12 protein-coding genes are annotated in these 15987 nt (G+C 55.8%); 5 read left to right on the top strand and 7 right to left on the bottom strand.

Features of this window, described 5'->3' with window-relative positions:
- Positions 1-126 precede the first annotated feature (126 nt).
- Both HII27_RS18020 and HII27_RS18025 read left to right on the top strand, forming a co-directional pair.
- Positions 127-1278, top strand: a complete 1152-nt coding sequence (locus tag HII27_RS18020) for a lactonase family protein (protein ID WP_185669148.1) — start codon at positions 127-129, stop codon at positions 1276-1278.
- A 22-nt stretch (positions 1279-1300) separates the two neighbouring features.
- Positions 1301-3211: a BglG family transcription antiterminator gene (locus HII27_RS18025; protein WP_185669149.1), complete on the top strand. Its 1911-nt coding sequence runs from the start codon at positions 1301-1303 to the stop codon at positions 3209-3211.
- Between the two features lie 17 nt (positions 3212-3228).
- Here HII27_RS18025 and nrdG read toward each other — a convergent pair whose 3' ends face one another.
- The 5 genes from nrdG to treR form a co-directional block, all read right to left on the bottom strand.
- On the bottom strand, positions 3229-3693 hold the full coding sequence (gene nrdG / locus HII27_RS18030) for an anaerobic ribonucleoside-triphosphate reductase-activating protein (protein WP_185669150.1): 465 nt from the start codon (positions 3691-3693) through the stop codon (positions 3229-3231).
- A 108-nt stretch (positions 3694-3801) separates the two neighbouring features.
- Entirely contained in the window at positions 3802-5940 is a 2139-nt protein-coding gene (nrdD, locus tag HII27_RS18035; RefSeq protein ID WP_185669151.1) for an anaerobic ribonucleoside-triphosphate reductase, read from the bottom strand.
- 394 nt (positions 5941-6334) lie between these two features.
- On the bottom strand, positions 6335-7978 hold the full coding sequence (gene treC / locus HII27_RS18040) for an alpha,alpha-phosphotrehalase (protein WP_185669152.1): 1644 nt from the start codon (positions 7976-7978) through the stop codon (positions 6335-6337).
- A gap of 54 nt (positions 7979-8032) precedes the next feature.
- Positions 8033-9454 (bottom strand): PTS trehalose transporter subunit IIBC, encoded by a 1422-nt coding sequence (treB, locus tag HII27_RS18045; protein ID WP_185669153.1) that lies wholly within the window; start codon positions 9452-9454, stop codon positions 8033-8035.
- 193 nt (positions 9455-9647) lie between these two features.
- Positions 9648-10595: a trehalose operon repressor TreR gene (treR, locus tag HII27_RS18050; RefSeq protein WP_185669154.1), complete on the bottom strand. Its 948-nt coding sequence runs from the start codon at positions 10593-10595 to the stop codon at positions 9648-9650.
- Between the two features lie 354 nt (positions 10596-10949).
- Here treR and mgtA point away from each other — a divergent pair, with 354 nt between their 5' ends.
- Entirely contained in the window at positions 10950-13658 is a 2709-nt protein-coding gene (gene mgtA, locus HII27_RS18055) for a magnesium-translocating P-type ATPase (RefSeq protein WP_185669155.1), read from the top strand.
- Between the two features lie 73 nt (positions 13659-13731).
- Here mgtA and HII27_RS18060 read toward each other — a convergent pair whose 3' ends face one another.
- Positions 13732-14271 carry a DUF5384 family protein gene (locus tag HII27_RS18060; RefSeq protein WP_185669156.1) on the bottom strand — a complete coding sequence of 180 codons (540 nt, stop codon included), beginning with the start codon at positions 14269-14271 and terminating at the stop codon, positions 13732-13734.
- 15 nt (positions 14272-14286) lie between these two features.
- Positions 14287-14802: an outer membrane lipoprotein gene (locus HII27_RS18065; protein ID WP_185669157.1), complete on the bottom strand. Its 516-nt coding sequence runs from the start codon at positions 14800-14802 to the stop codon at positions 14287-14289.
- Between the two features lie 459 nt (positions 14803-15261).
- Between HII27_RS18065 and HII27_RS18070 the strand changes: the two genes are divergently transcribed.
- Positions 15262-15705, top strand: coding sequence for a hypothetical protein (locus HII27_RS18070; protein WP_185669158.1), 444 nt, complete (start codon positions 15262-15264; stop codon positions 15703-15705).
- A gap of 1 nt (position 15706) precedes the next feature.
- Entirely contained in the window at positions 15707-15985 is a 279-nt protein-coding gene (locus HII27_RS18075) for a hypothetical protein (protein ID WP_185669159.1), read from the top strand.
- The last annotated feature ends 2 nt before the right edge of the window (positions 15986-15987 follow it).

The raw sequence follows: 15987 nt of genomic DNA on the forward strand, positions 1-15987 counted from the left end.
AGGGAGAAAACCGACCGTACTTTTTTGCGCCGATCGTACGTAAACGCACTGAACGGTCCCCTCTCCCCTCTGGGGAGAGGGTTAGGGTGAGGGGGAAAACCCCCACCGAACCATCAAGGAGTCACCATGCCAACCGCTCGTCACCTGCTTGTTGCTTCACTCTCTCTGCTTGCCGCCAGCGCCGTCGCGCAAACCCAGTACGCTTGGGTGGGTACCTACAACCCTAACGGCGAAGGTCTGTATCGCTTTACCGTCGATGGCAAAACCGGCGAGCTGCGCGATAAAGCGCTCGTCAGTTCGCTGCCGAACGTCGCGCAACTGACCGTCAGCCAGGATGGCAAAACCCTGTACGCCGCCAGCGAAGTAGAAAAAGGTGTAGTGCAGGCGTGGCGCATTGCCGCGAGCGGCGAGCTGAGCGAGCTGAATCAGGTGGCTTCCGGCGGCGCGGGCCCGGTCTATCTCTCGCTGACACCAGATGGCCGCCACCTGCTGGTGGCGAACTACGTGAGCGGCTCGATTGCCGTATTGCCGGTGAAAGAAGATGGCAGCCTGGGTGAGGCGGTGGATGCGCATCAGGATCAAGGTCCTGCGGGCGCAGCGCGACCGGCTGCGGCGGTTGAAGGCAGCTTTGCCGTCAGCGATCATAACGGCCCGCATGCCCATATGATCTCGGCCGATCCGAGCGGGAAGTTTGTCTTCTCGACCGATCTGGGGCTGGACAGGATCTACCAGTACCGTATGGACAGCGCCAGCGGCAAGCTGACGCCGAACGACCCGCCGTTTATCGCCGCATCGTCCGCCGGGGCGGGGCCGCGACATTTTGTCTTCACGCCTGCCGGAAATGGACTATGGTTGATTAACGAAGAAGCTTCCACGCTGACGTTTTATCACCTCGATAAACAGAGCGGACTGCTGCGCGAAGGGAAAACGGTCTCTGCCTTACCGAAAGAGTATAAAGGCACCAGCTTTGCCGCCGGTCTGGTATTAAGCCAGGACGGCAAACAGCTGTACGTCGCTAACCGCTTACACAACAGTATCGCCCACTTTACCGTGATGGCCGATGGCACCCTGAAACATCAGGATGATATCTGGACGCGTGGCGACTATCCGCGAACGTTAACGCTGGATAAGCAAGGGCACTGGCTCTATGTGATGAATCAGCGTAGCGACAATATCACCCGCTTTAGCGTAGCGCCGAAGGACGGAAAACTGACGTTCTCCCCGGACTACACCCCGGTTGGCAGCCCATCCCAGATGGTGATTTCTGCCACCCCTTAAGCCGTAACAGGAAGGAACCGACATGAGATTTCCCAATCAACGTTTAGCGCAACTCTTTACTCTGCTGCAAAACGAAACGCTGCCACAGGATGAACTGGCGCAGCGCTTGTCGGTTTCGACCCGCACCGTACGCGCCGATATCACCGCGTTAAACGAGCTGCTGATGCATTACGGCGCGCAGTTTGTGTTGGCCCGCGGCAGCGGTTACCAACTGAAGATTGACGATCCGTCGCGCTATCAGCAGCTGGAAGCAACTGCGCCTAAGCCGCAGCATATTCCCCGCACCGCCCAGGATCGCATTCACTTCCTGCTGGTGCGTTTTCTGACGTCGGCGTTCTCCATCAAGCTTGAGGATCTCGCCGACGAGTGGTTTGTCAGCCGTGCGACGCTGCAGGGCGATATGGTAGAGGTACGCGAGCGCTTTCAGCGCTATCAGCTGACGCTGGAGACCCGCCCGCGTCACGGTATGAAGCTGTTTGGCAGCGAGGTGTCGATTCGCGCCTGTCTGACCGACCTGCTGTGGGAGCTAAGCCAGCAGGGGCCGCTGAACCCGATGATCCGCCAGGAGGCGTTTGATGATAGCGTGCCAGCCATGCTGGAAGCCGTGTTGGAGGAGACGCTGATGCGCCATCATGTCCGTCTCACCGACGTAGGGGAGCGCTTTATTTGTCTGTACGGTGCGGTCGTTGCGCGCCGTGTCAGCGACGGTTACCCGCTGGCCGATTTCAGCGCCGAAGAGGTCGCGCAAAACGTGCGCGATGTCGCCCATGACGTGGCCAGCGCGCTGCAAAAGCTCACCGGGAAACCGTTCTCTCAGGCCGAAGAAGCCTGGCTGTGCGTGCATCTTGCCGCCCGCCAGGTACAGGACGTCGACCCGGAAACCATCAGCGCCGACGACGACGAAGCGCTGGTGAACTACATCCTGCGCTATATCAATCAGCAGTATAACTACAACCTGCTGGAGGACGCGCAGCTCCACGCGGACCTGCTGACCCACATTAAGACCATGATCACCCGCGTGCGCTACCAGATTATGATCCCCAATCCGCTGCTCGATAACATCAAGCAGCACTACCCGATGGCGTGGGATATGACGCTGGCGGCGGTCTCGAGCTGGGGGAAATATACGCCGTATACCATCAGCGAAAACGAAATCGGTTTTCTGGTGCTGCACATCGGCGTGGGGTTAGAGCGCCACTACAATATCGGCTACCAGCGCCAGCCGAAGGTGCTGCTGGTGTGCGATGCCGGTAACGCCATGGTGCGGGTGATTGAAGCCATTTTGCAGCGTAAATATCCGCAGGTGGAGATTGCCGCTACGCTGTCCCAGCGCGAGTACGAACAGCTGGAAAGCGTGAGCGAAGATTTTGTCATTTCCACGGTGCGTATCAGCGAAAAAGAGAAGCCGGTCGTCACCATTTCACCGTTCCCCACCGATTACCAGTTGGACCAGATTGGTAAGCTGGTGCTGGTCGACCGCACACGCCCGTGGATGCTGAACAAGTTCTTCGACGCCGCTCATTTTCGGGTTATCGATGGCCCGATGGACCAGCAGACGCTGTTTGCCGAACTCTGCCAGCAGCTTGAGCAGGAAGGGTTTGTCGACGAGGCATTCCACGCTTCGGTGGTGGAGCGTGAAGCGATTGTCAGCACCATGCTCGGCGATGGCATCGCGCTGCCGCACGCCCTGGGGCTGCTGGCGCAAAAAACTGTGGTCTACACCGTCATTGCCCCGCAGGGCATCGCCTGGGGCGACGAAACCGCCCACATCATCTTCCTGCTGGCGATCAGCAAAAGCGAGTATGAAGAGGCGATGGCTATCTACGATATCTTCGTCACTTTCCTGCGCGAACGCGCCATGGCACGCCTGTCGGCGACCCGCAGCTTTGATGAGTTTAAGGTGGTGGCGATGGAGTGCGTCAGCCGGTTTTGAGAGGCTGACGTAGGGCGTTAACGCAGGTGGTGCACCACCTGATTACTGCTACCGCGCCAGATAAGCGCCGGGTCTTTTAAGTCCTGCACAAACTTACCGTCAACCAGCACGTTGATAAGGTCGACGACCTCCCTCTGCGCAGCGTTCAGTTCGTCAATCTTGTAGCCGGTCCAGACCCAGATATCTTTGCCGGGGCATTCGGCGTGAATGCGCTGAACCAGTTTGAGAATTTCCGGTACGTTTTGCGGGTGCAGCGGGTCGCCGCCGGAGAGGGAAATTCCCTGGCGCTTGACGCGGGTGTCGTTCAGGTCGGCGATGATGCGGTCGGCCATCTCGGCGGTAAACGGCTGGCCGGAGTTCACGCGCCAGGTGCTCTTGTTGTAGCAGCCGGGGCATTCGTGAACGCAGCCGGAAACAAACAGCGTGCAGCGTGTACCCGGCCCGTTAACGATGTCGACGGGATAGTATTGATGGTAATTCATGTTCGCGTTCCAGATTTTCGGCCGGTATACGGTCGTGCAGCGTGCGGTAAAACGGTTCCCTCTCCCCTGAGGGGAGAGGGTTAGGGTGAGGGGACAAACCGCTCGAACTTAACCGAGCTGCCCGTTACCCAGGTGCTTAACGCGGCGTTTCACTTCTTCCTGCTTACCGGCGTTGAACGGACGGGCGTCCGGGCTGCCGAGGTAGCCGCACACACGGCGAGTCACGGAGACGCGCGCAGCGTCGTGGTTACCGCATTTCGGGCAGGTGAAGCCTTTGCTGGTGCACTCGAATTCACCGGTAAAGCCGCACTCATAACATTCGTCGATTGGCGTGTTGGTGCCGTAATACGGCACGTGCTGATAGCTGTAATCCCACACGTCTTCCAGCGCCTTCAGGTTGTGCTGAATGTTCGGGTACTCGCCGTAGCAAATGAAGCCGCCGTTGGCGATTGGCGGGTAGGCCGCTTCAAAATCAATCTTGTCGTACGGGTTCACCTTCTTCTCCACGTCGAGGTGGAAGCTGTTGGTGTAGTAGCCTTTGTCGGTCACGCCCTCAACGAGGCCAAACTCGGCGGTGTCCAGACGGCAGAAACGGTCGCACAGGTTTTCGCTTGGCGTGCTGTACAGGCTGAAGCCGTAGCCGGTTTCGTCTTTCCACTGGTCAACGGCGTCGCGCAGACGCTGAACAATCGCCACGCCTTTCTCACGCAGCATCTCGCTGTCGTACATATGCTGGTTGCCGAACAGCGCGTTGATGGTCTCGTGGATACCGATGTAGCCCAGGGAGATAGACGCACGACCGTTTTTGAAGATTTCGGAAACGTCGTCGTCCGCTTTCAGACGCACGCCGCAGGCACCTTCCATATAGAGAATTGGCGCCACGCGAGCTTTCACACCTTCCAGACGAGCGATACGGGTCATCAGCGCTTTACGCGCCAGCACCAGACGTTCGTCCAGCAGTGACCAGAACGTGGCTTCGTCGCCTTTGGCTTCCAGCGCGATGCGCGGCAGGTTGAGGCTGATTACGCCGAGGTTGTTACGGCCATCGTGAACCTGTTCGCCGTCTTCGTTTTCCCACACGCCAAGGAAGCTGCGGCAGCCCATTGGGGTTTTAAACGAACCGGTGACTTTCACTACCTGATCGTAGTTGAGGATGTCCGGATACATGCGCTTGCTCGCGCACTCCAGCGCCAGCTGTTTGATGTCGTAGTTGGCATCGCCCGGCTTGTGGTTCAAACCATCGCGAATGGCGAAGACCAGTTTCGGGAACACCGCGGTTTTGCGGTTTTTGCCGAGGCCCGCGATACGATTACGCAGAATGGACTGCTGAATCAGGCGAGATTCCCAAGTGGTGCCGAGGCCGAAGCCAAAGGTGACGAACGGGGTCTGGCCGTTGGCGGTATGCAGCGTGTTCACTTCATACTCCAGCGACTGGAAGGCGTCGTAGCACTCTTTCTCGGTACGAGAACGAGCATACTCTTCCGCGTTCGGAATCTGCCACTCTTCAGCGGTTTGGCGATGTTTGTTGAAGCTGGCGGTGACAAACGGTGCCAGCACTTCATCGATACGGTTGATGGTAGTGCCGCCGTAAATGTGGCTAGCCACCTGTGCGATGATCTGCGCGGTCACCGCAGTCGCGGTAGAGATGGATTTTGGCGGCTCGATCTCCGCGTTGCCCATCTTAAAGCCCTGCGTCAGCATGCCTTTCAGGTCAATCAGCATACAGTTGAACATCGGGAAGAACGGCGAGTAGTCGAGGTCGTGGTAGTGGATAACACCGCGCTCGTGCGCCATCACCACGTCGTGCGGCAGCAGGTGCTGGCGAGCGTAGTGCTTAGCGACGATACCGGCCAGCAGGTCGCGCTGGGTTGGGATCACTTTACTGTCTTTGTTGGCGTTCTCGTTCAGCAGCGCCGAGTTGGTCTGCTCAACCAGGCCGCGAATTTCCTGGTTCAGACGACCGCGTTTTTCGCGCTGGCTGTCGCGGTCGTGGCGATATTCAATATAGGCACGCGCGAGCTGCTTGTACGGCCCGGACATCAGCTGGTTCTCAACGGCGGTCTGAATCACGTTGATATCAACCTGCGCCTGGCCCTGCATTTGTTGGCTAACGATTGCTGCGACGGTGGCGCAATAGTCTGCGTCATCGACTCCCGCTGCTTTAGCTGCACGCAGAATTGCTTCTTTGATGCGCTCTGATTTGAACGGCACTTTACAGCCATCTCGTTTCATCACATGCGGTGTCATGATCACTCCAATTTTATAAGTACGTTATAAGAACAGGTTATCCACAGAGGCGGGAAAACGACGATTGGCGTAATCACTCCATTAACCAATACTTTCCCTCGTGTGCGGCCCAGGTTATCCACATACCGACTATCTTTTTGGTGATTATCATTGTTGCAATGATAGTCGATAAATACCATATGTTGGGCCGGGACGCATTTTAAGTTCTATATGTAGTGATTTGCATCAAAGATGTTTGCGCTTTTATTGATTCAGAACAAAGTAAAAATGCAAGAGTACAGATGGCAAGCGTTGAGGGTAATGTAAATTTTGCTGCTCAATAAGTGTCCAAAAAAGGACCGAAAAACAGCGTGATGCGAAGAAGCCCGGCAGCAGGGCGCTACCGGGCCGGGGGTTAACGTTGAAGCCACCAGATAGCTTCAAACGGACGTAGCGTCATGCCAGCAGGGGTGTCGTAGTTGCTCATCAGCACCTCGCCATCGGTGGAGCCAGCCGGTGGCTCCCAGGCCTGCGGCTCGCCGCTGAGGTTGGCGGCGACCAACAGCGTTTGCCCCTGCCACTGACGTCGGTAGCACCACAGCGACGGGTGCTCAGGCAGCAGATCCTGGTAGTCGCCCCACGTCAGCACCGGTTCGGATTTACGCAGCGCAATCAGCTGTTGGTAGGCGTAAAACACCGAATCCGGCTCTGCCAGCGCGCGTTCGGCGTTGATCTCAGCATAATTGTGGCTGACGCCAATCCACGGTTTGCCTTCGGTAAAACCAGCGTTAGGGCTAGCGTCCCACTGCATTGGTGTACGGCTGTTGTCGCGGGATTTGCTGGCAAGAATCGCCAGTAGTTCGTCGGCATCACGCCCCTGCGCCAGCAGTTCGTTATACATGTTGTGGCTCTCCACGTCGCGGTACTGCTCAATCGTCGTGAAGTGCGGGTTGGTCATGCCAATCTCTTCGCCCTGATAGATGTACGGCGTGCCCTGCATCCCATGCAGCACCATTGCCAGCATCTTCGCTGCGGTGACGCGGTGTTCACCTTCGTCGCCAAAGCGCGAAACAATGCGTGGCTGGTCGTGGTTACACCAGAACAGCGCGTTCCACGCCCGGTTGTGCATTCCCTGCTGCCAATGGTTAAACAGTGATTTCAGCGCCACGAAGTCCGGGCGCGCCAGCGTCCACTTCTCGCCGCCAGGGTAGTCCACCTTCAGGTGGTGGAAGTTAAAGGTCATCGACAGCTCTTTGCCGTCGAGAGAGGCGTACTGCTGGCAGTTTTCAAGCGTGGTCGAGGACATCTCGCCGACGGTCATCAGGCCGCGCGGCGTAAAGACATCGCGGCTGAACTCCTGCAGGAACTCGTGGGCGCGCGGGCCATCGGTATAGAAACGGCGGCCGTCGCCCTGATGGTCATCCGGGAAGCTCTGGTCTTTGGAAATGACGTTGATAACGTCGAGGCGCAGACCATCAACGCCGCGATCGGCCCAGAACTCACAGACCTTTTTCAGCTCGGCGCGTACCGTCTCGTTTTCCCAGTTGAGATCCGCCTGTTCGGTAGCGTACAGATGCAGATAGTACTGGCCGCTAGCCGCGTCCCACTGCCAGGCGTTGCCGCCAAACTTCGAGCGCCAGTTATTCGGCGGGGTGTCCGGCGTGCCGTCGCGCCAGATATAGAACTGGCGATAGGGGCTCTCTTTGTTCAGCGACGCTTTAAACCACGCGTGGTGAGTGGAGGTGTGGTTCAACACCATATCGAGCACAATGCGAATGCCGCGCTGATGCGCCTCGGCAACCAGTTTGTCGAAATCGTCGATCGTGCCGTAAGAGGGGTCGATCTCGGTGTAATTGGCAATGTCGTAGCCGTTATCAACCTGCGGTGAAACGTAGAACGGCGTTATCCAGATGGCATCAACGCCGAGCTTTTGCAGATAGTCGAGACGTGAGGTGACGCCGCGCAGATCTCCCGTTCCGCTGCCGGTCGTGTCCTGGAAGCTTTTCGGGTAGATCTGGTAAATCACGCCGTTTTGCCACCAGTGAGGTAGTGTATTCATTCGGTTGTCCTCTAATAAGAATCAGGGGCGCAAGTGCGCCCCGAAGAAGGTGTATTACATGACGGGCAGCGTGCCCTGACGCTCTTTGCGTTTGTAGACCATCACCGTCAGGAGAATCGGTACCACGATGGTGATAATCATCGCGATGCTGTAGACGCCCCAGAAGGTTGGCTTAATCGACAGGATGCCCGGCAGGCCACCGACGCCGATACCGTTCGCCAGCACGCCGTACAGGCCGCACAGCAGGCCCGCGATGCCGGAACCGATCATCGCGCAGAGCATCGGGAAGCGGTACTTCAGGTTGATCCCGTACATGGCTGGTTCGGTCACGCCGAGGTAGGCGGAGATAGCCGCCGGAACGGAGATTTCACGCTCTTTGGCCTTACGGCTGCAAATGATGATGCCGACGACGGCAGAAGCCTGCGCGATGTTCGACAGGGCAATCATCGGCCACACCGGGGTGCCGCCCATGCTCTGAATCATCTGCATATCAATAGCCAGCGTGGTCTGGTGCACACCGGTAATCACCAGCGGCGCATACAGGAAGCCGAACAGCGCGGCGCCAATCGGTGCGAAGCTGCCGGTCAGCAGGTGACGCACGGCGAAGGCAACGCCGTCGCCAATCAGGCGACCGAATGGCCCGATAATCGCGTGAGCAAGGAATACCGCCAGAATCAGCGAGCATACCGGCACGATGACCAGGTAGAGGTAGTCCGGCACGATGCGCTTAAGGCGCGTCTCAATGAAGCCAAGGGTCAGACCCGCCAGCAGCGCTGGGATAACCTGCGCCTGGTAGCCGACTTTGGCGATGGTAAACAGGCCGAAGTTCCACACTTCAGGCACCTGCTGACCTAACAGGTAGGCGTTCATCAGCTGCGGAGAAACCAGCGTGACGCCGAGCACGATACCGAGGATCGGCGTACCGCCCATTTTCTTCACCGCAGACCAGCAGATACCAACCGGCAGATAGAAGAAGATCGCCTCACCAATCAACCACAGGAAGTCATAGATGGTTTGCAGCGACGGGTGCATCTGCGCCAGCGTCTGGCCGTTGCTCATCGGCAGGTCGCCGATCACGTTACGGAAGCCTAAGATCAAACCCCCGCTGATAAGCGCTGGCAGCAGCGGGAAGAAGATCTCAGCGAAGTGAGAAATCATCTGCTCGTGCCATTTCATATTCTGGCGAGCAGCCGTTTTGGCCTGCTCTTTATCTGCACCGGTCTGGCCGGTGGTGGCAAGCAGCGCCTGGTAGTAGTCGCCCACTTCCGTGCCGATAACCACCTGGAACTGCCCGGCGTTGGTGAAACAGCCTTTGACCATCGGCAACTCTTCGATAGCTTTCGGGGAGGCCTTGGCCGGATCGTTAAGCACAAAGCGCAGGCGCGTGATGCAGTGGCTGACGGTGGCGATGTTCTCGCGCCCGCCAACCAGCTCGATAAGTTTATCGATGTTCTTTTGGTCTATTTTTTTGCTCATGATAGGGCCTTAAAACAGAGGTGAGATCTCCCCGATACCGCCACTTCAGACGCTCTTGTTAGCGAGACATCTGACGGACTCAGGATCGAACCGTTATTAATACGCTGAATATTAGCGTAACGGGTTTGCGGTTTCGGGAAAATGGGAACGTTCCCGAAACGCTGCGGCGATCACATTAAAGCTGTTGTTAAGCTTAGGACAGAATGGCGGGGATCACGATCTGATGCGGTTCGCCCTTACCACTGATCTGGGCGATAAGTTGCTCTGCGGCGCGGTGTCCGGCCTCGGCGTAGCCGGGATCGACGGTGATAATTTCCGGGTGCAGGAACTTGGTCAGCGGCGTGTTACCGACGCTCGCCAACTGCACGTTATCGATGCGTTGTTCCTGAAGATACTTGCTCACGCCGAGGGCGAGGGTGTCTGTCGCGCAGATAAGCGCGGTGGTCTCTGGGGTGATAACCTGGCTTGCGAAGTCGTAACCCTGCTTCATCGCCAGGCCCGGCAGGGCGGCAACTGGTGTGAGCTTGTGGCGCTTGCAGAATGCCTGATAGGCATCGTGACGCCGCTGCCCGGTGGTGACGTCGGCAGGAGGAACGCCGAGGAAACTAATATGGCGATGGCCCAGTTCGAACAGGCGCTGCATCAGCTGCGTAATCGCCCCGGTGTCGTCATAACAGACGGAGGCAAAACCGTTGGCATCACGAGCCATCAGCACCAACGTCGAGTGCCAGTCGCCCAGAACCGCTTCGGTTACGCCGGTAAAGCCGAACAGGATCACGCCGTCAATATTGCGGCGTTTAAGCATCGCCAGATGTTCGACCACTTTCTCCGGTGAGAACTGGCTTTCCATCATGATGGGGTCATAGCCCTGCTCGTAGAAGGCGGGCAGCATGGTCTGTACCGCCAGGTTTTCCGACAGCGAGTCCAGACGGGTGACGATAATCGCCACCACCTTATCGCTCTGCCCACGCATGGCGCGTGCGGAGCGGGAAGGGGAGAAGCCGTGCTGCGCCATCACCGCTTCGACACGTTCGCGGGTGCGGTCGCTGACGCCGCTTTCATTATTCAGCACGCGGGAGACGGTTGATTTCCCGACACCGCTCAGGCGAGCGATATCTTTAATAGTCAGCCGATTTTCCATAATAGTTGCCCCGCGTGAATATTTTATGCCGTCTACCTGATGGTTGACGTACCGTTGAATTGCCTGACGTTATTATATCGCTCTAATTGTCACAAACCTTATGAATTTCTGCGTATAATCCGCGGCGTTTTCTATTATCAATCTTACCGGAGGCTGTATGGATCCCGATCCCACCCGTCTCTCCATCTGGAGAGTAACTTTCCGGTAAGCCAGCTTTTCGCTGCCTTGCCGATGATGTGAGGCAGTGACACGTCTTAATGTCCCTGCAATAAAAATGAAGTGCCTTTACGGTACAGATTCACTGTGCCCGTAGGCCTGTCTGCGGTTGCCCCGGCGACTGCGGAGGACTTTTGTATGCTGAAAAATTTAACCCGGCAGCTGTTCGCGCAGCTTGGCCGCCATTTGCCGCGCCGTCTGGTACAGCGCGATCCTATGCCTTCTCAGCAGAGCGTTGCTCACACGCCTATTCCGCCATCGCTTAGTGAACAGTGCCTGAAAATGGCGCACCTCAGCGAACAGGCGCTGTGGGAAACCTTTAACACCCATCCGGAAGGGCTGAACGCCGCGGAAGTCGAGCAGGCGCGTGTCGCGCACGGCGAAAACAAGCTGCCAGCGCAGCAGCCGCAGCCGTGGTGGGTGCATCTGTGGCTCTGCTACCGTAACCCGTTCAACATCCTGCTGACTGTGCTGGCCGCCGTCTCTTACGCGACGGAAGATCTGTTCGCGGCGGTGGTCATCGTGCTGATGGTGGGCATTTCCACGCTGCTGAATTTTGTCCAGGAAGCCCGCTCGACCAAAGCGGCAGACACCCTGAAAGCGATGGTGAGCAACACCGCGACGGTGCTGCGCGTTATCAATGACAAGGGCGAGAGCAGCTGGGTGGAACTGCCTATCGACCAGCTGGTGCCGGGCGATATCATCAAACTGGCGGCGGGGGACATGATCCCGGCCGACCTGCGCGTGATTCAGGCGCGCGATCTGTTCGTGGCGCAGGCATCGCTGACCGGCGAATCCTTGCCGGTTGAGAAAGTGGCACATACCCGCGAGCCGGATCAGACCAACCCGCTCGAGTGCGACACCCTGTGCTTTATGGGCACCAACGTGGTGAGCGGCACCGCGCAGGCGATGGTGATTGCTACCGGGGCCAACACCTGGTTTGGGCAACTGGCTGGTCGCGTGAGCGAGCAGGAAAGCGAGCCGAATGCGTTCCAGAAAGGCATCAGCCGCGTCAGCATGCTGCTGATCCGCTTTATGCTGGTGATGGCGCCAATTGTGTTAGTTATCAACGGCTATACCAAAGGCGACTGGTGGGAAGCGGCGCTGTTTGCGCTTTCCGTCGCGGTGGGCCTGACCCCAGAAATGCTGCCAATGATCGTCACTTCGACGCTGGCGCGCGGGGCGGTGAAGCTGTCAAAACAGAAGGTTATCGTTAAGCACCTCGACGCGATTCAGAACTTTGGCGCGATGGACATTCTCTGCACCGACAAAACTGGTACGCTGACCCAGGATAAAATCGTGCTGGAGAACCACACCGATATCTCCGGCAAGGTGAGCGAGCGCGTGCTGCAAACCGCGTGGCTTAACAGCCACTACCAGACCGGGCTGAAAAACCTGCTGGATACCGCGGTGCTGGAAGGGGTGGATGAAGTGGCGGCCCGCGAGCTGTCGACCGCCTGGCAGAAAGTGGATGAGATCCCGTTTGATTTCGAACGCCGCCGCATGTCGGTGGTGGTCAGCGAAAAGCCAGATGTGCATAAGCTGATTTGCAAAGGGGCGCTGCAGGAGATCCTCAACGTCTGTACGCAGGTCTACCATAACGGTGAAATCGTGCCGCTGGACGAGACTATGCTGCGCCGCATCAAACGCGTGACCGATACCCTGAACCGTCAAGGGCTGCGCGTGGTGGCGGTGGCGAGCAAGTTCCTGCCAGCGCGTGAAGGCGACTATCAGCGTATTGATGAGTCCGATCTGATCCTCGAAGGCTATATCGCCTTCCTTGATCCACCGAAAGAGACCACCGCACCGGCGCTGAAAGCGCTGAAAGCGAGCGGCATCACCGTGAAAATCCTCACCGGCGACAGCGAGCTGGTGGCGGCGAAAGTGTGCCACGAAGTGGGGCTGGATGCGGGTGACGTGATTGTCGGCAGCGAGATTGAGCACCTGAGCGATGACGAGCTGGCGAAGCTTGCCCAGCGTACCACGCTGTTTGCTTGCCTGACGCCGATGCATAAAGAGCGCATCGTGACGCTGCTGAAACGCGAAGGGCATGTGGTGGGCTTTATGGGCGACGGCATCAACGATGCGCCAGCGCTGCGTGCGGCGGATATCGGTATTTCCGTGGACGGCGCGGTGGATATCGCCCGTGAAGCGGCAGATATCATCCTGCTGGAAAAGAGCCTGATGGTGCTGGAAGAGGGGGTGATCGAAGGTCGCCGCACCTTCTCGAACATGCTGAAGTACATCAAGATGACCGCCAGCTCCAACTTCGGTAACGTCTTCAGCGTGCTGGTGGCCAGCGCCTTCCTGCCGTTTCTGCCAATGCTGCCGTTACACTTACTGATTCAGAACCTGCTGTACGATGTATCCCAGGTGGCGCTGCCGTTTGATAACGTCGATGACGAGCAGATTCGTAAACCGCAGCGCTGGAACCCGGCCGATCTGGGCCGCTTTATGGTGTTCTTCGGGCCAATCAGCTCGATCTTTGACATTCTGACCTTCTGCCTGATGTGGTGGGTGTTTAAAGCCAACACGCCAGAAATGCAGACTCTGTTCCAGTCCGGCTGGTTTATTGAAGGGCTGCTGTCGCAGACGCTGATTGTGCATATGATTCGTACCCGCCGTATTCCGTTCGTGCAGAGCCGCGCCGCGTGGCCGCTGTTCGCCATGACGCTGCTGGTGATGGCGATTGGTATCGCACTGCCGTTCTCACCGCTGGCAAGCTATCTGCAACTGGAAGCATTGCCGCTGAGCTACTTCCCATGGCTGGTAGCGATTCTGGTGGGTTATATGACGTTCACGCAGATGGTGAAAGGGTTCTTCACCCGTCGTTATGGCTGGCAGTAATTGACGATAGGGTAACTAAAATAAAGTCCTGACCTTTTGGGCAGGACTTTATTTTCTTATTGCTGCGAAGTCATTAATTAAACCAGCTGTCTGATTTATTCTCTTCCGCTTTGCCTTTGCTTTTCATCAGGTCACGTCCACCCTCAGAAATATTTCTGTTTGCATCGGCTTCTGATTGCACCACGTCTGTTTGTGCCGCCTTATGCTTGAGTTCCTGATCGATATATTCGTTCTCTCTTTTTACCCGAGCCTCTTCTTTTGCCAGCGCTAATTTTTGTTTCTGGATCTCTAAACTTCGCAATTCATCTTCATAGCCTTGATCGCGAGATTTATCTTTAGCCGCCTCAGCATCTTTTTTATCCTGCCGGGCCTGGCGTTCAGCGGCGGCAGCGGCCGCTTTTTTATTGGCCGCCGCCGTTGCGTTAGCGCGCCGCTGTTTCTCTTTCTGGGCGGCTTTCTCACGCTCAGCAACCCAGTCATCATGCTGCTTTTTTTCTTCGGCTTGACCCTGCTGCTCGGCTTGTGCAACAGCAGAAAGCTGATCCTGGAGTGAAGAGGCGAGCGCTGAGCTACTGAGCATCATCAGCAGGGCGTATAGCCACGTTTTCTTCATAACGCCTCCTGACGTTTAGCGTTTATCAGGGCAGGTTGCGTTTGGCTGAATTCGGGTCTCGTTGTAGTTGGTGGAGATAACCACCGCAAGGCCGTTCGTAAACTGACAGGCTTTGCCAACCTGGGTGGAGGTGTAAACTTTGGTGCCTTCTTTGTACGTTAAGGATACGCCTTCGACTAACGTTTTATCGCTCACCATAGAGCCTGCCGCCGCGCCGGCCGCGCCGCCTGCGACTGCGCCCGCAGTCGTGTTGAGATTACTACGTGACCCCACGTTATGACCAACGACCCCGCCCGCGATGGCCCCTAACACGGCACCAGCGCCCTGTGCGGCGCGTTTATTCGCTGTGTTATCAACGGCCACTTTGGCTGGCAGAACGGAGATAATATTGACGGTCTTTGTCTCTTGTTTGGAATTCAGCTGGTTGGTTTGATAAACATCAGCCGCATGCTCATCGGCGTTGGACTGACAGCCCGCCAGGGTAAATGCAGAAAGAATAATAACGGGTAAGAATGTCTTTTTGAAATTCATAACTAATCCTTGTTAGTACTAATAATAAGAACAAGGAAGTTTAGGGTTAATTTTGTAGAAAAGTAAGTTCGTAACCTATTTATAGGATTATATAAATATATTCTGGTGTCTTAGGTTTTATATCTAAACATCATTAAAATATATGTTTATCGATGAATCACTTTTGGTAGGTTGCCAGGTGGTGGTGTAACGGTTTCATCAATTGACAAATTGATTATTGATACGGTTGTGAAATCTCGAGTCCTGACCTGGATAAGGATATACTTCATTTTATTCACTGGAGTGATGCGTATCATTGAATTTTATTTTTGTACGAATAGTTAATTGCTGGTTGTGGTTTCTTTCTGCGGTTGGTCACACTTTGCCCTATTCATTATTTGTTGAAGGTTGTTTGTGGATAAAAAATCAGGGCATAGTCTCAGTGTGACAATTTGTGTTTAACGCTGAGAGGATATGATTATGCCATTTTTTAAGGTCGAAGTGACACCGGAAGAAAGTTGGGCTCTGCTTTTGCGGGATGAGGAACTTAGTCGGGTTTACCAGCTGATTGGAGGAGGAAGAATTACAGGTGCTAACCCACATCCTCCTCGTTATTGGTACGTCAATGAGGAAGAGGATGCCAGTTTTTGCTTGCTATGTATGGGTGATACACCGGGACATAACCCAAAACACTTATATATATTAAGGATAAGTATGGATTATATAATCTTCCAGTTGATTGAAAATCATACTGTAAGATTCATTCATAATAGTCACTTGCTGGATAATGATCTTTATAGGGTGAAGTATTTAATATTGGCAGGGCTTGATTCTGTTGGTTACTGGGGCCTGGGTATTAGCGATATTTTCGCTGAGGCTGTGTTTGACCCTACTTTTGAGTTTGCCCCAGAGTTGAGGTCTTAATATGGCTCATACCTATTCTGAATCACTTGAGGAACTGAATGTCTTGCTACGTGATGGTAATGTAACCGTTGCTAAGCTTGAACAACTGGTTGCAGATACATCAGCAAAGGTACCGCAATCTGACCCAAACAGTATATATCTTCTTTACAGTGGTGAGACTCAAGGTGTTGGCTCAGTGATTACTGCTACTGATATCAGCAACAAGAAACGGAATGTTCTGGTAATTGCTGACAGTCCTGTGGGGATGCTCCTTAATAATGAGGATTTTAAGCTAGCATAATT

This window comes from Kluyvera sichuanensis, from assembly GCF_014218705.1.
GTDB lineage: Bacteria > Pseudomonadota > Gammaproteobacteria > Enterobacterales > Enterobacteriaceae > Kluyvera > Kluyvera sichuanensis.